The 22796-nt window shown below is 47.6% G+C and carries 20 protein-coding genes, 1 pseudogene and 1 other annotated feature; of the genes and pseudogenes, 16 read left to right on the top strand and 5 right to left on the bottom strand.

Going from position 1 to position 22796, the window contains the following annotated elements:
- Positions 1–49: 49 nt before the first annotated feature.
- The 5 genes from rluB to rnm all read right to left on the bottom strand — a co-directional run bounded on the left by rluB (position 50) and on the right by rnm (position 3943).
- Positions 50–925 carry a 23S rRNA pseudouridine(2605) synthase RluB gene (rluB, locus tag L5M71_RS02160; protein ID WP_028760991.1) on the bottom strand — a complete coding sequence of 292 codons (876 nt, stop codon included), beginning with the start codon at positions 923–925 and terminating at the stop codon, positions 50–52.
- Entirely contained in the window at positions 918–1514 is a 597-nt protein-coding gene (gene scpB, locus L5M71_RS02165; RefSeq protein ID WP_113940746.1) for an SMC-Scp complex subunit ScpB, read from the bottom strand. The genes rluB and scpB overlap by 8 nt, the downstream gene beginning before the upstream one ends.
- Before the next feature lie 3 nt (positions 1515–1517).
- Positions 1518–2306, bottom strand: a complete 789-nt coding sequence (locus L5M71_RS02170; protein WP_105252121.1) for a segregation and condensation protein A — start codon at positions 2304–2306, stop codon at positions 1518–1520.
- 159 nt (positions 2307–2465) lie between these two features.
- Positions 2466–3086: an L-threonylcarbamoyladenylate synthase gene (locus L5M71_RS02175; protein WP_028760994.1), complete on the bottom strand. Its 621-nt coding sequence runs from the start codon at positions 3084–3086 to the stop codon at positions 2466–2468.
- Positions 3083–3943 carry an RNase RNM gene (gene rnm / locus L5M71_RS02180; protein WP_105253095.1) on the bottom strand — a complete coding sequence of 287 codons (861 nt, stop codon included), beginning with the start codon at positions 3941–3943 and terminating at the stop codon, positions 3083–3085. The genes L5M71_RS02175 and rnm overlap by 4 nt, the downstream gene beginning before the upstream one ends.
- Before the next feature lie 211 nt (positions 3944–4154).
- Positions 4155–4262: a sequence feature (Trp leader region), on the top strand.
- A gap of 97 nt (positions 4263–4359) precedes the next feature.
- Here rnm and L5M71_RS02185 point away from each other — a divergent pair.
- The 16 genes and pseudogenes from L5M71_RS02185 (at position 4360) to xthA (ending at position 22657) form a co-directional block, all read left to right on the top strand.
- On the top strand, positions 4360–6018 hold the full coding sequence (locus L5M71_RS02185; protein WP_263183503.1) for an anthranilate synthase component 1: 1659 nt from the start codon (positions 4360–4362) through the stop codon (positions 6016–6018).
- Positions 6019–6027: 9 nt separating this feature from the next.
- The gene (locus L5M71_RS02190; RefSeq protein WP_263183502.1) at positions 6028–6630 is read left to right on the top strand and encodes an aminodeoxychorismate/anthranilate synthase component II; all 603 of its coding nucleotides are present in this window, start codon (positions 6028–6030) and stop codon (positions 6628–6630) included.
- On the top strand, positions 6627–7673 hold the full coding sequence (trpD, locus tag L5M71_RS02195; protein ID WP_263183500.1) for an anthranilate phosphoribosyltransferase: 1047 nt from the start codon (positions 6627–6629) through the stop codon (positions 7671–7673). The genes L5M71_RS02190 and trpD overlap by 4 nt, the downstream gene beginning before the upstream one ends.
- A 6-nt stretch (positions 7674–7679) precedes the next feature.
- Positions 7680–9158, top strand: coding sequence for a bifunctional indole-3-glycerol-phosphate synthase TrpC/phosphoribosylanthranilate isomerase TrpF (gene trpCF, locus L5M71_RS02200; RefSeq protein WP_263206212.1), 1479 nt, complete (start codon positions 7680–7682; stop codon positions 9156–9158).
- Between the two features lie 178 nt (positions 9159–9336).
- On the top strand, positions 9337–10527 hold the full coding sequence (trpB, locus tag L5M71_RS02205) for a tryptophan synthase subunit beta (RefSeq protein WP_063884781.1): 1191 nt from the start codon (positions 9337–9339) through the stop codon (positions 10525–10527).
- A gap of 5 nt (positions 10528–10532) precedes the next feature.
- Entirely contained in the window at positions 10533–11354 is an 822-nt protein-coding gene (gene trpA, locus L5M71_RS02210; protein ID WP_168824199.1) for a tryptophan synthase subunit alpha, read from the top strand.
- Between the two features lie 246 nt (positions 11355–11600).
- Positions 11601–12032 carry a hypothetical protein gene (locus L5M71_RS02215; RefSeq protein WP_061783151.1) on the top strand — a complete coding sequence of 144 codons (432 nt, stop codon included), beginning with the start codon at positions 11601–11603 and terminating at the stop codon, positions 12030–12032.
- A 71-nt stretch (positions 12033–12103) separates the two neighbouring features.
- Complete coding sequence (locus L5M71_RS02220) at positions 12104–12388, top strand: DUF2798 domain-containing protein (protein WP_263206216.1); 285 nt, start codon at positions 12104–12106, stop codon at positions 12386–12388.
- A 734-nt stretch (positions 12389–13122) separates the two neighbouring features.
- Entirely contained in the window at positions 13123–14637 is a 1515-nt protein-coding gene (locus L5M71_RS02225; protein ID WP_263206219.1) for a lysine N(6)-hydroxylase/L-ornithine N(5)-oxygenase family protein, read from the top strand.
- A 2-nt stretch (positions 14638–14639) separates the two neighbouring features.
- Positions 14640–15384, top strand: a pseudogene (locus L5M71_RS02230) (GNAT family N-acetyltransferase).
- Positions 15385–17313, top strand: coding sequence for an IucA/IucC family protein (locus L5M71_RS02235; RefSeq protein ID WP_263206221.1), 1929 nt, complete (start codon positions 15385–15387; stop codon positions 17311–17313).
- 96 nt (positions 17314–17409) lie between these two features.
- On the top strand, positions 17410–19614 hold the full coding sequence (locus L5M71_RS02240) for a TonB-dependent siderophore receptor (protein WP_263206223.1): 2205 nt from the start codon (positions 17410–17412) through the stop codon (positions 19612–19614).
- Between the two features lie 123 nt (positions 19615–19737).
- Entirely contained in the window at positions 19738–20880 is a 1143-nt protein-coding gene (locus L5M71_RS02245; RefSeq protein WP_263206225.1) for an IucA/IucC family C-terminal-domain containing protein, read from the top strand.
- 120 nt (positions 20881–21000) lie between these two features.
- A complete protein-coding gene (locus L5M71_RS02250) occupies positions 21001–21546 on the top strand; it encodes a septation protein A (RefSeq protein ID WP_028761007.1) in 546 nt (181 codons plus the stop codon).
- Positions 21546–21845: a YciI family protein gene (locus tag L5M71_RS02255; protein ID WP_028761008.1), complete on the top strand. Its 300-nt coding sequence runs from the start codon at positions 21546–21548 to the stop codon at positions 21843–21845. Before L5M71_RS02250 ends, L5M71_RS02255 begins: the two co-directional genes overlap by 1 nt.
- Positions 21845–22657, top strand: a complete 813-nt coding sequence (gene xthA / locus L5M71_RS02260) for an exodeoxyribonuclease III (RefSeq protein ID WP_105252109.1) — start codon at positions 21845–21847, stop codon at positions 22655–22657. The genes L5M71_RS02255 and xthA overlap by 1 nt, the downstream gene beginning before the upstream one ends.
- The last annotated feature ends 139 nt before the right edge of the window (positions 22658–22796 follow it).

The raw sequence follows: 22796 nt of genomic DNA on the forward strand, positions 1-22796 counted from the left end.
CAAAAGCAAAAAGGCCGCTTAGCGGCCTTTTTCATTGGGATAAAACAACTTAGCTACGCTGACGCGATGGCTTAGGTTTTCCCGAACCTGTTACTTTATGCTTACGTACGGCGCGGCGAATTTTAGCACTCTTCACCTGAGCACGGGCTACGCTGTGTTTATCGGCAGCAAGCATAGTACGTGTTTCGGGCTCAAGACCCGCCAGCTTACGCAAGTAGTTAACTTGCTCTACGGGCAATTCAACCCAGCCACCGCGAGGCAGTGATTTTGGCAGTTCGACCATACCATAACGAATACGGATCAAACGGCTCACCTGTACTTCTTGGGATTCCCACAAACGGCGCACTTCACGGTTGCGACCTTCGCGTAAACAAACATGCCACCACTGGTTCATGCCTTCGCCGCCCGCTGGTTTGATGCTATCAAACTGCGCAGGGCCGTCTTCTAACATGACGCCAGTACGTAAACGTTGCACTGTCGCCTCAGGGATTTCACCAAAGGTACGCACTGCGTATTCGCGGTCGACTTCGTTCGATGGATGCATTAAACGGTTCGCCAACTCACCATCTGACGTAAACAACAATAAGCCTGAGGTGTTAATGTCTAAACGACCAACCGCCACCCAGCGTGAATCACGCACTTTTGGTAAGCGATCGAATACCGTTGGACGGCCTTCAGGATCTTTACGACTGCAAATTTCGCCTTCAGGTTTATGATATGCAAGCACACGGCAAATCACGTCTTCGGCAGACTTTAACGAAATGGCTCTGCCATCGATACGCACTTTAGCATCCGCTTCAATACGATCCCCAAGGCTAGCAATTTCACCATCAATACTAACTCGGCCTGCAGCAATCCATGCCTCCATCTCACGACGGGAGCCATGGCCTGCACGGGCCAAGACTTTCTGCAACTTTTCACTCATTAGTATTATGCTCTTCTGACTGTTCTGGCGATGATTTCAAACCTGAAAAAACCGCCTGCAATGACTCAGTATCCGACAGCGGCGGTAAATCCGCTAAGGTGTCTAAGCCAAAATATGCTAAAAATTCTAAGGTAGTGGCATATAACGCGGGTCGCCCCGGTACTTCTTTATGGCCAACTACTTTAATCCAATGTCTATCTGACAAACTTTTTATGATATGGCTACTTATAGCCACACCGCGCACCTGTTCAATATCGCCGCGAGTCACAGGTTGACGATAAGCAATCACCGCCAAGGTTTCTAATGTCGCACGCGAATATTTAGGCGCCTTTTCTTGCCACAGAGGCTGCAAAAATGGACTCAAGACTTCTAAGGTCTGGAAGCGATAACCCCCAGCGACTTTCACAAGTTGTACACCTCTGTCTTGATAATCCTGCTGCAGCTCATCCAATGCAGCTTTTATTTTGTCTCTGGAAACCGTGAAATCCACCAATACAGTGTCTTTCAACATTTTCGCCGACAAGGGTTTCCCCAATACAAACAAACTCGCTTCAATAAGCTGTTTTAATTGAGTAGGATTTATCTGCATCAATTAATAGGCCTTAACGTAAATAGTTGAAAACGGCTCTGTTTGGTACAATTCGACCAATAATTCTTTGACTAATTCCATCAAAGCTAAGAAGGTGACTACCACGCCGGCACGGCCTTCTTCTAGGGTAAATAAACGTTCAAATGCCGTAAAATCTTCCGAGTTCAGCATGGCTAAAATCTGGCTCATGCGCTCACGGGTCGATAACTGTTCACGCTTAACATGATGATCTTCATAGGCATCGATTCGTTTGAGTACATCACCAAAGGCACGGGCAATTTCAAACAACGAAACTTCTGGCGGGATCATTAACGGCTTAATGTCGGGTGCTGCCACTGCTTTGGCTTGAAATACATCCCGCTCGAGCCGCGGTAAATCATCGAGTTTTTGCGACGCTTCTTTAATCACTTCATAGGCTTTAAGCTGCCGAATAAGCTGTGCCCGAGGATCTTCCTCAACCTCATCTTCAGCCACCATACGCGGCAGCAGCAAACGGGATTTAATCTCGGCAAGCGTTGCCGCCATCACTAAGTAATCGGCAGCAAGCTCGATTCTAGCCTGAGTCAGCAACGTAATATATTCTAAATACTGCGCGGTGATTTGCTGAATGGGTAAATCGACAACGTCTAATTTTTGCTTACGGATCAAATATAAAAGCAAATCCAATGGCCCTTCAAAGGACTCGAGGAATACTTCTAATGCCTCCGGCGGAATAAACAAATCCAGCGGCATTTCGGTCATTGCCTGACCACGAATAACGGCTAAGGGTAAACTTTGTTGCGTGCCCTGCATCCGCTATCTTGCTCCGTTAACACTGCGCTATCCAACCTAGGCTAACGCCAAACGCGCGATTATACCTGTAAATCTACGACGATAAAACTGCCAAATGTTGACTACCACTATCCGAATCACTTACCCGCATCCATTAGCGATAAATCTAATGCGGCAGATTTAGAGGAACGGCGTGATATCACCCGCGCCTTCACGTAAAATCTCGGCGCCATCTTCAGACATATCAATCACAGTCGTTGGTTTTTCGCCTAAATAACCACCGTGGATAATCACATCCACTTGATGCTCGAGCAAATCACGAATTTGTTCAGGATCAGACTCGGCAAATTCCGCATTCGGCATCACTAAACTGGTCGACATCAGCGGCGCATCTAAGGCTTCAAGTAAAGCCAGTGCGATCACATTGTCGGGCACACGAATACCTATGGTCTTTTTCTTGTCATTTTGTAAGCGACGCGGTACTTCTTTAGTCGCTTTGAAAATGAACGTATAAGGCCCAGGCGTGCAACTTTTTAGGATGCGATACGCCTGATTATCCACTTTAGCGTAAGTCGCAAGCTCGGATAAATCACGGCACATCAAGGAAAAGTTATGATCGTTCTCAATTTGACGAATTCTCGCCATCCGCGTCATCGCGTCTTTCTCACCAATCAAGCAGCCTAAGGCATAGCCCGAATCGGTGGGATAAACAATTACACCGCCGCTTTTCAATACGGCAACCGCCTGACTTATAAGCCGCGTTTGCGGATTTACTTCATGTACATAAAAAAACTGACTCATGGTCGTTCCATCCAAGATTCCGATTGCCAGACCCAATCAATACCTTGGGGCTGATACAGATTTTTACCTAATTCTATCCAATTGCTCGGAAAGTGAAAATCACTCCCTATCGATGCGAGCAACTGGTTTTGGACACTCAGCGCCACAAGATTGGCCCTGTCGTCTAATGTTTGCTGGCCAAGCACCACTTCCATGGCATCTCCACCCGCTTCTTTAAATTCACGCACTAAGCGCTTAAGCCACTTAGCCGATAACTTATAACCACTGGGATGCGCCAACACGGCTAATCCACCTGCGTTATGGATGATATCAATGGCACTGGCCATATCACCCCAATTATTAGGCACATAACCGGTTTTACCGCGGGCAAGGTAGCGTTTAAAGACGCTCGGCATATCCACAGCATGACCATTTTCAGCCATCCAGCGAGCGTAATGTCCACGGCTCAATGCCGCATCACCCGCCAACGCCTTAGCACCTTCGTAGGCACCTTCAATGCCGGCTTTAGCTAATCTATGGCCAATTTCTTGAGCCCGTAATTCACGTAATTCGCGCTGGTTTTCTAAAAATGCTAATAGCGCTGGATTATCAGCATCGAAGTTAAGCGCCACTATGTGGATATCGTAACTGTTCCAGCGAGTAGAGATTTCCACGCCAGAAATCAATTTCAATGGAGTAGCTTGTGCCTGATTAAAGGCACGGGCTTCAGGTAAACCAGCCACTGTGTCGTGATCGGTAATGGCAAATAACTGCACACCCTTTTCAAGGGCTCTTGCCACCAATTCAGACGGCGTTAACTGGCCATCGGACGCGGTCGTGTGGCTGTGTAGATCAGCCAATATGCTTTGAGTATTCATGGCGCTATTGTACGCGAACTTGTTAACAAATGCGCTGTTATCTCGTATTTTGTGGCTGAGTAACATCAATTTTATGCATCATTGCAGCGAATAAATCGCAGGAAGTGAAAAATATTCAATTGACATTCAGCTCCAGCTAAGGTTTTCTATACACCAATTGACTGAATTAGCGAGACCCTTTTGAATGACACACATTAACGCTTCATTAAACATCATTTGGTGGTGGCACTTCCCAACGTAGCGGGTGGTGTGAAGCTCTGTGCTCATTTGAAAGTGACCAGAATCAACAAGAAGCCCGCAGAAATGCGGGCTTTTTTGTTAGGTGCGAAAAATGTCGGCAGACTCGGGTAAAAAATTAAGAAAGCGAGATAACTCATGATGTTAAAGACATTTTATAAGGTAGCTGGAATATGAACATGCCCAAACAGACATTCGCACGCTCAAGCACACTCAAGGCGGCATTAACCTACCACAGCGATCCACTACGCTTATATCAGCACATCACCCAAGATGCGCCCCATACTATGTTGCTCGAATCGGCCGAAATCGACAGTAAAGATCACTTAAAAAGCATGGTGATGACCCATGCCGCCATGATGATCCGCTGTGACGGTTATCAGCTGACCTTCACTGCACTGACCGACAATGGCGCGAGCTTACTTGCCCCTATCGAACGCTTTTTTAGCCCGACCGCCCACTGCCAAAGCGCGCAATCCACCTTAGTGGTGACATTGCAAAAAGACACTCAATTGCAGGATGAAGATGCACGCTTAAAATCGACCTCGCCACTCGATGGCCTGCGGATGTTTATCCAGCAGATTGATTGTGGCGCCCATACTGACAGCCAGACCAAGCCCGCCTTTGAGGATCTGTTTTTAGGTGGCGTGCTGGCCTACGACTTAATTGATACTGTCGAACCACTGCCCGCCGTACCGAACCGCGATAACGATTGTCCTGATTACTTATTTTACCTCGCCGAAACCTTAATCCTTATCGATCATAAACTGAAACAAGCCGACATCATTACCCATAATTTCAGTCGTGATTCAGCCCAGTATGCCGCCATCACCGCAGCGCTAAGCGAACGAGTTCAGCAGTTAAGCACACAATGTAAAACTCTGGGTAATTCACCTGCCGATATACCGACACTGGTCGCCATCGACGCAACTGAGCAAGTCAATATTTCCGATGAGGTGTTCAAACAAACCATTATCGATTTGAAAGAACACATTATTGCGGGCGATATTTTCCAAGTGGTGCCATCCCGTAGCTTTAGTTTACCTTGCCCGAATACTTTAGGGGCTTATCGTGCCCTGCGCCTGACTAACCCTAGCCCTTACATGTTTTATTTCAGGGGCCATGATTTCACGCTTTTTGGTGCCTCACCAGAAAGTGCGCTCAAATTTGATGCCAGCAGTAATCAGGTGGAAGTCTACCCGATTGCCGGCACCCGCAAACGCGGTAAAACCGCCACGGGCGAGATTGATTTTGACTTAGACAGCCGTATTGAACTTGAACTGCGTTTAGATAAAAAAGAACTGTCGGAACACTTAATGCTGGTCGATTTAGCGCGCAATGATATCGCACGCATCAGCCAAAGCGGCAGCCGCAAAGTCGCCGAATTATTAAAAGTTGACCGTTATTCCCACGTGATGCACCTCGTCAGCCGCGTAACGGGTCAACTGCGCCAAGATTTAGATGCGCTGCATGCTTATCAGGCTTGTATGAATATGGGCACATTAGTGGGCGCACCAAAAGTACGTGCATCACAACTGGTACGCCAAGCAGAAAAAGCCCGCCGAGGCAGCTATGGTGGCGCCGTGGGTTACCTTAATGCCCTTGGTGACATGGACACTTGCATCGTTATCCGCTCCGCCTTTGTTAAAAATGGCACCGCCTTTATTCAAGCGGGCGCGGGCGTGGTATTTGATTCGGATCCCCAAAGTGAGGCTGATGAAACCCGTCAAAAAGCTCAAGCCGTGATTTCGGCAATCAAAATGGGCGCTGGGCTGCCAGTCAATGAATCATCAGCGAATGACGCGTCAGCGCAATCCACTTCAGTAGAATATAAATAGGAGCCAAACATGAAACTCTATCTACTCGATAACTTTGACTCCTTTACCTATAACCTAGTGGATCAATTTCGCAGCCTAGGCTGTGAAGTGGTGATTTACCGCAACGATGTTGCCGCCGACTTTATTGCTGAAAAACTGCTTAACGAACAAGAACCCGCAGCGCTGGTGTTATCACCCGGTCCTGGTGCGCCCCATGAAGCAGGCTCTATGATGGCGCTTATCGCCAAAGTCGCGGGCAAGGTGCCTATGCTGGGGATCTGCCTTGGACATCAAGCTATGGTGGAATATTACGGCGGCACAGTAGCGCGTGCACCTTTTGTGGTGCACGGCAAGGCAAGCCCCACTTTCCATGACGGTACTGGCGTATTTGCCGGTTTGCCTTCTCCCCTGCCCGTTGCCCGCTATCACAGTCTGGTCGCCACTCACGTGCCTGATTGCTTACAAGTGATAGCAACCACTGACACTATGCCGATGGCAATTTTGCACCCGCAGCATAGAGCCGTTGGGTTTCAGTTCCACCCAGAATCGATTCTGACGACGCTGGGCAGCACACTGCTCATTCAAACCTTGGCATTTCTGACCCAAGACATGACAGCAGGAGTAAATGCATGAGTACAAACCATATTCAGCCTTTACTCGATGTTTTATACCAAGGTAAGAGTTTAAGTCGCGAGCACACCGCCGAACTTTTTGGCGCGTTAATTCGCGGTGAAATGAGTGAAGCCACTATGGCAGGCATGTTAGTCGCGCTCAAGATGCGCGGCGAAACCATAGATGAGATCAGCGGCGCCGCCGATGCCATGCGCGCCGCCGCCAAGACGTTTCCCTACTCGAATGGCGATAACCTTAGCAATGGAATCGTTGACATAGTTGGCACGGGTGGCGATGGCTTTAATACCATTAATATTTCCACCACTGCGGCCTTTGTTGCCGCGGCGGCGGGCGCCAAGGTCGCCAAACACGGCAATCGTAGCGTGTCGAGTAAATCGGGTTCATCGGATCTTTTGGCGCAGTTTGGCATTGACTTAACCATGTCACCAGACACCGCCAGTCGTTGCCTCGACGCATTGAACCTGTGCTTTTTATTTGCGCCCCACTACCACGGCGGAGTAAAACATGCGGGGCCGGTCAGGCAAGCACTGAAAACGCGCACTTTATTCAATGTGTTAGGGCCACTTATCAATCCTGCCCGCCCCGAATTTATGTTACTTGGCGTTTATAGCCCTGAGTTAGTCTTACCGATAGCGAAAGTATTAAAGGCGCTTGGCACAAAACGCGCTATGGTAGTGCACGGCAGCGGTTTAGATGAAGTCGCGCTGCACGGCAACACCCAAGTGGCCGAATTAAAAGACGGCGACATCATAGAGTATCAACTCACGCCCGCCGATTTAGGTGTGCCTTTAGCACAAATCAGTGACTTAGAAGGCGGCGAACCAGCGCTGAATGCCTTGATCACCGAGTCAATTTTAAAAGGCCGTGGCACAGATGCACATGCCAATGCGGTCGCCATCAATGCGGGTTGTGCTTTATATGTGTGTGGGATTGCTGATTCAGTGAAAACAGGAACCTTACTTGCGCTCAGTACCATACAAAGCGGTAAAGCCTTTGAATTGTTAAGCCAATTAGCTAAAGTCAGCAGTGAAACAAAGGAATAAGTGGCAATGACTCAAGAACTGATAACAAATAGCCAAGATATGAGAACTCAGCCACAGGCAGCAACAAACCCTATGCCAAAAAGTAATGTGTTAACCCGTATAGTCGACACCAAAGCGGCCCATATTGCCGCCCTGAAGCTGCGTTTCCCCGAGGCCAGTCTGTCGCCAAAAATCTCTGACCGCAGTTTATTTGCCGCACTCAAGGCGCCCAAGGCGGGTTACATTTTAGAATGTAAAAAAGCCAGCCCGTCCAAAGGGCTTATCCGCGATGTGTTTGATGTAGAAGCCATTGCCGATATTTACGGAAAATATGCGGCGGGCATTTCGGTATTAACCGACGAGCAATTTTTCCAAGGGGATATGGACTATATCCCTAAGGTGCGCGCTAGGGTGAACCAACCGATTCTGTGCAAAGATTTTTTTGTGGACGAATACCAAATCAAACTCGCCGCCCACCAAGGCGCCGATGCGATTCTTTTAATGCTGTCCGTGCTCGATGATGAACAATATCAACGTCTAGTGAAAGAAGCCGCTAAGTATCAACTCGATGTGCTGACCGAAATCAGTAACGAAGAAGAACTTAAACGCGCCATCGCATTAGATGCGCCGATTATCGGGATCAATAACCGTAACTTAAGGGATTTGAGTACCGATCTCGCCACCACAGAAACGCTGGCGCCACATATTGGCAGCGACCGCGTGGTGATCAGCGAATCAGGCATCTACAACAATCAGCAAGTACGCCGCCTGAGTCCACTGGTTGATGGTTTCCTCGTCGGCAGCTCAATTATGGCCGAGGCTGATATCGACTTAGCCTGCCGTAAATTGATCTTCGGTCACAATAAAGTCTGCGGCCTCACCCGCATGGAAGATATTCGCGCCGCAGCAACAGCAGGCGCCGTCTATGCCGGGCTGATTTTTGCTGAAAAATCCCCGCGCGCATTAACCCTTAATGCAGCTGAACAATTGCTCAGGGAATATCGCGCATCCGCGGCTCCCGCCATTGAATTCGTCGGCGTGTTTGTTAATGCCGCGCCAAGCACCATTACGGATACCGCAGCCAGTTTGCAGTTATCTGCCGTACAGCTGCATGGCACTGAAACTGAACTTGAAATAGCACAACTCGCAGAGCGACTTGAGCAAGCGGGACTCACTACTCAAATTTGGAAAGCCGTCAGCGTCGATGCGCAAACGGGTGAGCTTGGTAACTTACCTCATGGAGCATCGCGATATCTCTTTGATAGTAAAACGGCAGACCAATTTGGCGGCTCGGGCCAAGCCTTTAATTGGCAAAGCATTGATGCGAAATCCCTCTGCCCACAAAAAGCCCATGCCATGTTGGCGGGCGGACTCAACGCCGACAATGCGGCCAGTGCCAATGCCCAAGGATTTTACGGTTTAGATTTTAATTCTGGCCTAGAAACCGCCGCAGGAATTAAATCGGCGCAACTGATCCAAACGGCTTTTGCCCATTTACGTCTCTAGCCTATCGCGCTAAGCAAGAAGCCCTAGATGCTGTTGGTGCTCGACAAGAGTGATACTCAACAAACAATATGAACCTATTAATGCCAGTGGCCAAATAGATAACGATGCGGTTAACCCCAAGACGCTGTTAGCACCATCAAGCCACTGACAAACTGATTGATAAGATAAGGAAAAAGGTATGTCAAAGTTAAAGCTTAACCCTTATTTCGGCGAATACGGCGGCATGTATGTGCCACAGATTTTAGTGCCAGCCCTTAAGCAATTAGAAACTGCCTTTGTGGAAGCGCAGGAAGATGACGACTTTAAAGCCGAGTTTACCGATTTATTGAAAAACTACGCGGGTCGCCCAACAGCACTGACCTTAACCCGCAATTTAAGCCCAAATCCTATGGTGAAAATCTACCTTAAACGGGAAGATTTACTCCACGGCGGCGCCCATAAAACCAACCAAGTGTTAGGCCAAGCCCTGCTTGCTAAGCGCATGGGTAAAAAAGAAATTATTGCTGAAACTGGCGCAGGACAACACGGCGTAGCCACCGCCCTTGCCTGCGCGCTGTTAGGCTTAAAATGTAAAGTCTATATGGGCGCCAAAGACGTTGCGCGCCAATCACCTAACGTATTTAGAATGCGTTTGATGGGCGCGGAAGTGATCCCTGTCACCTCAGGTTCTGCCACCCTAAAAGATGCCTGTAACGAAGCGATGCGTGACTGGTCTGGCAGCTACGAAAAAGCCCACTATCTTCTAGGCACAGCTGCGGGGCCACATCCGTTCCCAACCATAGTGCGTGAATTCCAACGCATTATTGGCGAAGAAACCAAGAAGCAAATGCTTGAGCGTGAAGGTCGCCTGCCCGATGCCGTTATCGCTTGTGTTGGCGGCGGTTCCAACGCTATCGGTATGTTTGCTGACTTTATCGACGAGCCAAGTGTCGAACTGATTGGCGTCGAACCTGCGGGTAAAGGCATAGACACGCCAATGCACGGCGCGCCGCTTAAACACGGTAAGACTGGTATTTTCTTCGGCATGAAAGCGCCTTTGATGCAAGACAGCGAAGGGCAAATCGAAGAATCTTACTCGATTTCAGCCGGATTGGACTTCCCCTCCGTTGGCCCGCAGCACGCGCATCTTAATGCCACAGGCCGCGCCCGTTATGAATCGGCTACCGACGATGAAGCCTTAGAAGCCTTCCAACAACTGGCGCGCTGTGAAGGGATTATCCCCGCATTAGAATCGGCGCATGCTATCGCCTATGCCGTGAAAATGGCGCGCGAGTGCACCAAGGAAACCATTTTAGTGGTCAATCTTTCCGGTCGTGGCGACAAAGATATTTTCACCGTTTCTGACATTTTGAATGGTAAAGAGGAATAATAAACATGAGTGACACGTCTACCAACACTGGCCGTTACCAAGCCACCTTTGCCAAACTCAAAACTGAAGGTCGTGGCGCTTTTGTCCCCTTCGTCACCCTTGGCGATCCTAGCCCTGAGTTATCGCTAAAAATTATCGATACCTTAGTACAAAACGGTGCCGATGCCTTAGAACTGGGTTTTCCGTTTTCCGATCCCTTGGCCGATGGCCCAGTGATCCAAGGCGCTAACCTGCGTTCTTTAGCCGCAGGCACGACTCCAACGGCATGTTTTGAATTACTGGCGCAAGTGCGTGCAAAATATCCTGAACTTCCAATCGGTTTGCTGCTGTATGCGAACTTGGTGTTTGCTAATGGCATAGATGCGTTTTACGCCAAAGCGCAGCAAGCGGGTGTAGATTCAGTACTTATCGCCGATGTGCCAGTGGAAGAATCAGCGCCCTTTAGCGAAGCCGCTAAAGCCCATGGTATTGCGCCGATTTTTATCGCACCGCCCAATGCCGACAGTGAAACCCTTGAGCAAGTGAGTAAAAGTGGTGAAGGTTACACCTATCTCTTATCCCGCGCGGGAGTCACAGGCACAGACACGAAAGCTGGCGTGCCGGTAGAGGAAATTTTATCTAAATTAAAAGCCTTTAACGCCCCACCACCGCTCCTCGGTTTTGGTATTGCCGAGCCTTCACAGGTAAGCGCCGCCATCAAAGCGGGCGCTGCGGGGGCGATTTCTGGCTCTGCCGTAGTAAAAATCATCGAAACCCACCAGCACGATGAAGTTAAACTACTTGCAACGCTTGGGGAATTTACTCGCGCCATGAAGGCTGCGACCTAAGCGAGTCTTGATTTAAATAATCCAATATAAATCAAGAATTCAATTACAAATAAAATAAGTGAGGTAGACTCGTCGCCTCGCTTATTTTTTTTGTATTTACCAAGCTCTATGTTTACTCAGCCTTTATCTCCCTCAAACACTATCTATCAAGGCAATACTGACACTCACGCAGTACTACACTGACAGCGTATTTATTTAGTCACAGTTCCTCGATAGAATGCCCTATCGAAGAAAAACGGACTTTTTATGCAGTATCGGATCTATATTCTCGAACTCACACCATGGGGCTGTGGATTTGAAGGGGAAGTAGCCGCAAAATGCGACAATGGCGCGCCAATTTGGTTTTACTACCAAGGCAGCGATCAGCAGGCAAAAGCGCGCTTTCCCCTTAACCAATGGGTGACGGTTGAATTATTGGGTCGGCTGGCGAGTGCGATCCCTCAAGTTGACATCATTGAACAAGCGCCACACCAGCATTTGCAGTTCCCGCTGCATAACTGTCACTTTGAAGCTTCAGGACAGATCATCGACATCAGCCAAACACCCGAAGATACGATTTACCTGTTGCAATCAAACTTACCGCTCCCCTTCGATAATGAACTGGGAAAATCCCCTATCTCACTCAGTGACTGGGTCAATGTGACAGGTGAACTTTGGGTAACAAATTGGATGAATTAAGTCGATAAAAGAAGGTATAGTGCTAACCTTTGACCAATCATTCGCCTGATACATTTCCATTAGAGGATCCGATGACCGTTTCTAAATCTTTAGCCAATGACAAACCTCGTACTTTTTTGGGAACACCCAAATTACCCGCCAAGTATGCCACTGTGGTGATGCCATTTTTTCTTTCTATTCTCATGAGTTGTATCGTTTCTGGGATCAGCACTTTCAATGGCGTTGGCGCTTCACCGCAATTTATCGAACTCTGGCTCGGCGCTTGGCTGATCTCATGGATTGTCGCCTTTCCGACATTACTGATGGTGTTACCTTTGGTGCGTAAAATCACAGCTCATTTTGTCGATTTACGCTAGTTTTACGACTTAATCTTCCGATTTAACTGTTTTATTTCAAAGCCGTTTTAGGACGGCTTTATATTGAACTCCTTCTCTATATGCGTACAGCGGCTAAAAATCACATCGATAATTGTTCGATCTGTTACCCTGCCAACATTCACTTAAACTAAAACAGTACGACCTACACCATACCAATCGTATTAAATCAAAGCGCTCATTGAGCCCCCAGTCCACGCTTTACAATGGATTTACACTGACCGTTTAGCGGCACCTATGTTTATTGTATAAGGATGACATGACCCCCACCTAAATCAATTTCCCTCTGCTCTCGAACCAACTCAAGCATTAATGTAAACCACTGTATTTATATCTTTTATAAAAATAGAGCTCGTAAAACCCTAAATGATATATCCCCAAAACGCTGTCTAATTATCCCCCCTTTATCACTTACTTATTTGTACCATTAACCGTATCCGCCCCCCTTATTTATCAGTTAAAAGTATTAACCTATAGCCCTGCCAAAATGAGAATGGTTTGCATTTGAATATTTTCACATGCTAATTTACCTACCGTTGTCGGGACAGAGACAGCAGGAAATGGCCTAAGGACTAAGCTAAAAATAGCGAGTTGATCAACGCAAGATAAATAGCCAAACAGTCTATTTTGATAACCGCATTCACTTTGGTTTGCGTCCTTAGGTAACTGATTACTGGATCGGCAACGCGCAGTAGCATGTTGCCAAGGAGGCGTAAGTGAGTACACAGCAAAGGGAAATGGATCGCGAAATCTTTGATCTACTTGGCATAGGCATTGGCCCATTCAATCTTGGCCTCGCCGCCTTATCAGAACCTATTGACGGCTTTAACTGCTTATTTTTAGATGCTAAAACCAGTTTTGACTGGCATCCAGGCATGCTACTCAAATCCTCAAGATTGCAAACACCCTTTATGTCGGATCTGGTGACTATGGCCGATCCCACCAGCCGCTACAGTTACCTTAATTTTGCCAAGCAAACGGGCAGACTTTATCCCTTTTATATTCGTGAGAATTTCTTTTTACCTCGCCACGAATACAACTTGTATTGCCAATGGGTGAGCCAACAGCTCAGCAACCTTAAATTTGGTTTTAAGGTCACTCAAGTGGATTACAACGCCGGTGAAGGTATTTATCGAGTTACAGGTTTTGATAGACGCAGTGGCAAAACCCATACCTATCAATGCCGAAAGCTAGTGTTAGGCACTGGCACTGAACCTTATCTGCCAAAGGATTGCCCAATCCAAGATGCACGGATCATGCATACCGCCAGTTATATGCAGCAAAAAACCTACCTGCAGAGTCAGAGTGCCATCACAGTGATTGGTAGTGGCCAGAGTGCGGCTGAAGTGTTTTACGATCTACTGCAAGATATTGATACCTATGGTTATCAACTCAATTGGATGACGCGATCACCACGTTTTTATCCCTTGGAATATACCAAGCTTACTTTAGAGATGACCTCGCCAGATTATGTCGATTACTTCCACGAGTTGACCCCTAATCAAAGATGCTCACTGATCGCCAGCCAGAAACAGCTCTACAAAGGGATAAATTCTGAGCTGATAAACGACATTTACGATTTGTTATATCAAAAGCGCCTATTGGCCGATTTTCAATGCCGACTGATGACGAATGCGGCGCTGACTCATATCGAGCCCCAAGCCAATATTCTCAAGTTGCATTTCCACCACAATGAAAAAAATCACACCTTTGAGCAAGAAACGGGCGCCGTCATTTTAGGCACAGGTTACCACTATCGTTTACCCGAGTTTATCAGTGGTATTAAACAACAAGTCGAATTCGATGACGCCGGACAACTTAGCGTGCAGCGTGATTACAGCATAGATATTCGAGGGGATATTTTTGTCCAGAATGTCGGTTTGCATACCCATGGGATAAGCTCTCCAGATCTGGGTATGGGCTGTTATCGCAACGGCACCATCTTAAAAGCTGTGCTCGGTTATGCGCCCTACCACATTGAGGAACATATCGCGTTTCAAACCTTCGATCCGGCCAAACTTGCCAGTCATCAGCCCTGCGGCGCCAATGCAATTAACACGCTGGATCTTAATCCAAGACATTTTCCTAAGGCGCCGCACAGAAAAACTCAAGTTGATACGCCACAAACTATTCCTCCAACCAAGATTCCAAGTTCTGGCACAAGTTCAACCGTGAGTTCAGGCGCGGGAACCAATATGCCGGTCTTAATGGCGCCGAACCAGGAGGCATAATAATGGCAAGCCAATTTAGCAACCATTGTTTAACGCAACTATCCGCTATTTCGAGCATTAATGGTTTTCAGTTCAGAGCGTTAGACCTTACACAAGACATCCCAACACTACAGTCTTGGTTTAACCAAGATTACGCCAAGTTTTGGGGTATGCAGGGCTTGAACCTTGATGCCATAAAAAATCTGTTAGCAACAACAGAGCACAAGTTTGCCTTGATAGGTGAATGGCAGGCCAAAGCGCTATTTATGGTGGAACTCTACGATCCCGTCCACGATGAAGTCGGCCAGCACTATCGTGTTGCGCCGGGTGATTGTGGTATGCATCTGATTATCGCACCGCCAGATGGCAAACCCGTCAGCGGCTTATCCTTGAAAGTGATGGATGCGATAGCGCAGCTCGTGCTTGAAAAACTGGCCTTTAATCGCCTCGTGGTTGAACCCGATCAACTCAATAGCAAAATTCATCGCTTAAATAGCCTGATAGGCATTCGCTATGAAAAAGCGATTCAGTTAAACACTAAAGCTGCTTTCCTCGGATTTTGCACTGCGGCCCAGCGCCTTCAACCATCGAGCACGCCCTCTTTGACGAGCCTAGCCCAAACAACCTCAGCCCTGCCAAGCTCAGTCAACGTCTGCTCTGCCAAACTTAGCAGAACAATACTTAGCAAGCCCAACCCTAGCAAAGTCAAGCTCGCTCACAGCACCAGTAGCCTCTCCCATAACATTATCGACTCTTCAGGTGAATTAGATGAACTTACCCACAAAAGCCTTATTAATGAACCCATTGCCAACGCAAGATCATCATGATCAAGCAGTACATGCTCAACAAAGCCCGGCGCTATCGACAACATCGACTTCTATGCCGGAGCATTTGACTCCCGCCTATTGGCAAGCGGCTAATCGTCATTTAGTGAAGAAAATCCTCTGCGAATTCACCCACGAGAAGCTCATTACGCCGACCCTGTACGGGCAAAAAGCGGGGCTCAATCACTATGAACTGCGGCTCAAAGACAGCACTTATTATTTTAGTGCGCGGCATTATCAGCTAGATCATCTCGCGATTGATGCCGATACCATCCGCGTTTCACTTGCAGGCAAAGAACAAATCCTCGATGCGATGTCGCTGATTATTTCCCTTAAAAATGACTTAGGGATCTGCGAAACCTTACTACCAACTTATTTAGAAGAAATCACCAGCACCCTTTACAGTAAGGCATACAAGTTAGCGCATCAGTCGATTCCCGCAGCCACACTGGCGCGAGCCGATTATCAAAGCATAGAAGCGGGTATGACAGAAGGTCATCCGGTGTTTATTGCCAATAATGGCCGGATTGGTTTTGATATGCAGGATTACCGTCAATTTGCCCCTGAAAGCGCGATGCCGATGCAGTTAGTCTGGCTTGGAGTCCGCAAAAACAAAACCACGTTTGCCGCCCTCGAAAACTTGAGTCACGACGCGTTACTAAAGGAAGAGCTTGGCCAACAGTTCACTGACTTCCAACAACGTCTTAAAACACAGCAGCATGATCCACAGGACTTCTACTTTATGCCTGTGCACCCTTGGCAGTGGCGTGAAAAAATCGCCCGCGTCTTTGCCGGCGATATAGCCCGTGGCGATCTGGTTTATCTTGGTGAAGGCAATGAGCAATATCAAGTGCAGCAATCGATACGCACTTTCTTCAATCTTGCATCACCGCAAAAGTGCTACGTCAAAACCGCGCTTTCTATCCTTAATATGGGCTTTATGCGTGGTCTATCGCCCCTTTACATGAGCTGCACACCGCAGATCAATGCTTGGGTTGCAAACTTGGTTGAAAACGATCCTTACTTTGCCCAACAAGGCTTTGTGATCCTCAAAGAAATTGCCGCAATAGGTTATCACCACACCTATTACGAGCAGGCACTCACCCAAGATAGCGCCTACAAAAAAATGCTTTCTGCCCTGTGGCGCGAAAGCCCACTGCCACACATTGAGCCTAAGCAAAATCTGATGACCATGGCTGCGCTACTGCATACGGATCATGAAGATAAGGCCCTTATTGCAGCCTTGATAGCCGCCTCAGGCTTACCAGCAAAGGATTGGGTCAGTCGCTACTTAAACCTGTATTTATCGCCGCTGTTACATGCCTTTTTTGCCTACGATCTGGTCTTTATGCCCCATGGTGAAAACCTGATCTTAGTGCTCGATGAATATGTGCCAGTCAAGATTTTGATGAAAGACATAGGCGAAGAAGTCGCGGTACTCAATGGCGCGAAGCCGCTACCTGATGATGTAAAACGCCTGGCGGTGACCCTTGAAGAAGAGATGAAGCTTAACTACATCTTACTGGATATTTTTGACTGTATTTTCCGCTATTTAGCACCGCTGCTCGATGAGCAAACCAGTGTCAGTGAAAGCCAATTCTGGGAGTTAGTTGCGGACAATGTACGTGATTACCAAGCCCAGCATCCACATTTGGCCGCCAAGTTTGCCCAATACGATCTGTTTAAGGACAGCTTTGTACGCACCTGCCTCAATCGTATCCAATTGAATAATAACCAACAAATGATAGACCTCGCCGACAGGGAGAAAAACCTGCGTTTCGCCGGTGGCATCGACAATCCCTTGGCGGCCTTTAGACAAAGCCATGCCTTTAAGCGCCCTATGCTTAGCAGCGCTGAGCAAAGGACACGTTAACACACCACAAAGTGGATAACCCCGAAACTTTAGCATGGGCCAATGTTGGCCCAGCTTGTTTAACCCCCAACCTAAACGGAATTAAAGATCAACATTATGAAGACTTTTCCTCTCTCCAACATCGCACTCGTCTGTCGGCAAGCCCTCGTTAACCCGAAGCTATTGCTGTGCTCAGCCATGTTAGCCACAGTTCCCCATGCCACAGCTGACACTGTCGATACGGATAGTAAGACTAAAAAGCACCAGAAAGAAATTGAAGTCATCAATGTCATTGGCGCTAAGGACTTACACGACAACCGTTATAAAACCCAAGCGATGAACACGGCAACTGGGCTCGATTTATCCTATCTAGAAACGCCGCAGTCGGTCACTTCTATCACCCGCCAAATGATGAATGATCAACAGCTTAATAGCGTGATTGATGCCATGACCAGCGTTGCGGGGATCAATGCCCGCCCAATGGATAACGACAGATACAGTATTAGTGCCCGCGGCATTGCCGTGACCAGCATTTTGTACGATGGCGTGCCAACGACCTACGATACCCGCTTCAACTATGGCGATAATCTGATCGACACCGCCATCTACGAGCGAGTAGAAGTGGTACGCGGCGCGACTGGCCTCATGACGGGAGCCGGTAATCCCTCGGCGGCCATTAACCTTATCCGTAAACGCCCGACTCAAGAGTTTATGGGCAACACCTCGTTAAGTGTGGGCTCATGGAATAATGTGCGCGGTATGGTCGATGTTTCCAGCGGCTTAAATGATTCAGGTTCTGTGCGCGGTCGCGTGGTGGCCGCCTATCAAGATAAGGATTCATTCCAAGACAGGTACGAGCAGCAGCGCACTACGCTATACGGCATAGTCGAAACCGATATTGGCGATAGCACCTTATTCACCCTTGGTGTCGATTACCAAGATGCCACACCGAGCGGCACTATGTCGGGCGGTTTACCGCTATTTTACAGCGATGGCAGTCGCACTAATTATGATCGTGCCACTTCAACGGCGCCCGATTGGGGCTCGGCGCATACCCAAGGTCTCAACACCTTTGCGAGTCTCGAACACAGATTAGATAACGGTTGGAACCTAAAAGGGACTTACACCTACGGCGATAACTCATTGGAGTTCGATGTACTATGGGCCACGGGATATCCAGATCCTGTAACCAATATCGGCGCCACTGCAGGCTCTATCGCCTATGTCGACGGCAGTCGCACCCAACACAATGTGGATTTGCGCGCCGAAGGACAATACCAACTCTTTGGATTAGAACATCAATTGATGTTTGGCTGGAATGGCCAACGCCAAGAGTTCGCCAATCCCTATTATTACCCCACTGCGGCAGTACCGCCTTTGGGGGATTTTCGCGATCCGAACTTCCAATATCCAAAACCTCAATGGAAGGAAACCTATACCACGGGTTCATTTGGCGAAACCAAACAGAGTGCAGCCTATGTAGCGACTCAGCTTAATCTCAGCGACGCTTTAGCTGTCATCGTCGGATTACGCCTCAATGAGTGGGAAACCGACCAAGATAATTTTGGCAGCCGTTACGATTTCAACATCAGCAACGAACTCACCACTTACTTCGGCCTCACCTACGCCCTGACCGAGCAATATTCGCTCTATGCCAGTTATACGGATATTTTTGCACCGCAAACTAAGCAAAAAATCGATAAAAGCTATCTAGATCCGGTCAAAGGGAAAAACTACGAAGGCGGGATTAAGGCGAGCCTGTTCGATGAGGCTTTAGATATGTCGCTGTCGGTGTTTGAGATCAGACAAGACAATGTCGGAGTCAGCACTGGCGATGTGATCCCAGGAACAACAACGCAAGTGTATGAAGGCGTAAACGGTACAAAAACACAGGGATTCGAATTTGAATCAACGGGTAAAATCACTGATGACTGGAATCTTTACTTAGGTTACACCCAGTTCACTAGCGAAGATCCTGAAGGCAAACGTATCAGTACCACGTCACCACGTCAGCAGTTAAAACTCTTCACCACTTATACCTTTGGCGGTGATTGGCATAAATTGCAAATAGGTGCGGGGGTTAACTGGCAGAGCCGCGTCTACCAAACAGTTAATTCGCCACTTGGCAAAGTCGAAGTCGAGCAAGGCTCTTACGCGCTAGCGAGTCTAATGGCGAGTTACGCCTTCACCGAGCAACTTAAGCTCAGCGCCAACCTGCACAACGCCTTAGATAAAAGCTACTACAGCCAAGTAGGTCAATATAGTCAATTCCAATACGGTACGCCGCGAAGTGCCAGCTTAACCTTGGACTATCGCTTCTAAGTCAGATTTATATTGAGATCGTTCGAAAAACCTTGTGAGCCCAAATCTTGGGCTCGCAAGGTAATCATTTACATGGACTTATCGATAACCGCGGCAATCAATCACAGCCATTAAGGAGTCACTATGGCAAGCCAACGGAGAGACACCAGACTGCAAACATTGTGCGATACAGCGCCAAGCCACAACGCGTTGAATCAAACTATTTTGTCACTCAATCAGCTGTTACATAAGCGGGCGCCCTTCTATGGCGAGCATCTTAGCGCAACGCAGTCCCCTTCAGGGCTCAGTTTTAATGAATGGAGCTGCGCCGATACTTATCAAAAACTCATTGCACGTTTTGCCATCGCACATCCTAGCGCAGAAACTCAGAGTGAAACTGAGGCTGTAACTAAAGATAAAACCGAGGCTACTAAAACAGCTGCAACCAGCCGAGCGCCCGCTTTCGCCATTAAAAGCGCTTTGGTCAGTAAAAGTGCTGTGGCCAGTAGAAAAGACACTCGCAAAGCGCTGCATTCACTTTGGGGTCAATGGTATTTTGGCCTTTTAGTTCCGCCTGTGATGGAGTGGATTTTTAACGCAAAAAAAGCCGATTTCGAGCCTATTCACTGGCAGCCACAGTCCGTTTTTATGCAGGTACACGCCAGTGGCCGAGTGGCAAAATTTGAATTTAACATCGCAAAACCCCAGCCAAATACCGCTTTGGCCTTTAAAAAACACCACGACATCGAGCCACTTTCCCAAATAAACACTAAGCCAAGTTTCAAGACAGACACTAAGGTACACTCGCCATTAACCCCATATAAGCCGCCAGTTGATAAAGAACTCGCCCTACAAGGCCTTATCTTAAACTTACTACAACCGAGTGTTGAGCGCCTACTCACTTTGAGCCCCGTGCCCGCTAAATTATATTGGAGTCACTTAGGCTATCTGATCCACTGGTATCTTGGGGAGCTGGGACTCACTGAGCAGCACAGTCAGCAATTGAAACAAGCCCTGTTTCGCAGCACGACCTTTTTAGATGGCAGCACAAATCCGCTGTATAACAGCATTAACTTACTCATCGAACCAGAGCAAGATAGCGCAACACCGAACACAGTTGCGAGAATAGTAACGAGTACAGCATCGCGCTCAAAACCGAGCCCCAAAATCCACTGCATTCGCCGTACTTGCTGCTTAAGGTATCAACTCGCCAACACAGGCCAATGCCACGATTGCCCGCTGTTAAGTCGTGCAAAGGTTAATGTCAACGCCGCCAAGCCAACGTGAAGCGAGCTTATAAGATTAAATCGGTTTAATGGGCAAGATCGCAATCCTAGGCCCATGATGCTTTTGCCCTTATGTTGCACATGCTACACTCAAGCCCATGTCTCTTTAACACGATTAATTATGAAACAACTGCTTGATTTCCTGCCCCTCGTCATCTTTTTTGCTGTCTATAAATTTTTCGATATTTATATCGCCAGCGGCGCATTGATCGCAGCCACCGCGCTTCAATTGATCGTGACCTATGCGCTATATAAGAAACTTGAAAAGATGCACTTAATCACCTTTGCTATGGTGACAGTGTTTGGCACACTCACTTTAGTGTTCCACGATGATTCTTTTATCAAGTGGAAAGTGACCATCATCTACAGCTTGTTTGCCATAGCCTTAGGTGTCAGTCAATTGCTCAATAAATCGATATTAAAGTCGATGTTAGGCAAAGAAATGCAAGTAGACGACAAAATTTGGGCTCGTGTAACTTGGTATTGGGTGATCTTTTTCGCCGCTTGTGGCCTAGTCAATATTTATGTCGCCTTTAGTTTGCCATTAGAAACTTGGGTCAATTTTAAAGTGTTTGGTTTAACCGCTTTAACCTTAATTAATACTGTCCTGACCGTATTTTATCTTTATAAACACCTTCCCGAAGATCAACGCAAGGAACTCAAATAATGTGGTATATGATTTCAGCTCAAGATTTTGAGAATAGTTTAGAAAAACGTTTAGCCGCACGCCCAGCCCATTTAGCTCGCCTGCAAGCCCTCGCCGATGAAGGTCGTTTACTGATCGCTGGCCCACACCCAGCCATCGACAGCGAAAACCCAGGTGATGCAGGCTTTAGTGGTTCACTGGTTGTCGCAGATTTTGAATCCTTAGTGGCAGCAAAACACTGGGCCGATGCCGATCCCTATATCGAAGCGGGCGTTTACCAAAGTGTTGTGGTTAAACCCTTTAAACGAGTTCTGCCTTAATGAAAATAGTGTCCTTTAACATCAATGGTCTGCGGGCACGCTTGCATCAATTGCAAGCCTTAATCGATAGCCACCAGCCCGACATTATCGGCCTGCAAGAAACCAAAGTGCACGATGAGGCGTTTCCATTAGCCGAAGTCGAAGCTATGGGATATCAAGTGCATTACCACGGCGGTAAAGCTCACTATGGTGTTGCCATGCTGTCTAAAGTCGCACCAGAAAAACTGCAAAAGGGTTTTCCAAGCGATGATGAAGATGCCCAGCGCCGCATGATTATCGGCACATTTACCCAAGCGAATGGTCGTCCATTGACTGTGTTCAACGGCTATTTCCCCCAGGGCGAAAGCATAGATCACCCAACAAAATATCCTGCTAAACGTAAGTTTTATCAGGACTTAATGCACTACTTGCAGACAAATCACAGCAACGATGAAGATATCGCCATCATAGGTGACATCAATATTTCACCGACCGATTTAGACATAGGCATAGGTGAAGTCAATCGTAAGCGTTGGCTAAAAACCGGCAAATGTAGCTTCCAACCGGAAGAACGTGAGTGGTTGAAAACCTTGCAAGACTGGGGTTTAGTCGACACTTTCCGTCAATTACACCCAGAGCGCATCGAACGTTATTCTTGGTTCGATTACCGCAGTAAAGGGTTCGATGACAACCGCGGCCTACGTATTGATGTGATTTTAGCAACGCCTTCACTGGCAGCACGTTTAGTCGAATCCGATGTCGATTACGATCTTCGCGGCATAGATAAACCCTCAGACCACGCGCCCATCTGGAGCACGTTCAAAGAGGCCTAATCCGCAGGGTTAACCATCTCATAGACATAAAAACATCGGCCTAAGCCGATGTTTTTTTATGGGCGAAACATATTTCATCTTTGTCGTTCGATGAATAGTCAATGAGTCAGGCTTGATACTGAACGTAATTCACTTTTGG

The sequence above is a fragment of the Shewanella sp. SW1 genome (assembly GCF_025653545.1).
Lineage (GTDB): Bacteria > Pseudomonadota > Gammaproteobacteria > Enterobacterales > Shewanellaceae > Shewanella > Shewanella oncorhynchi.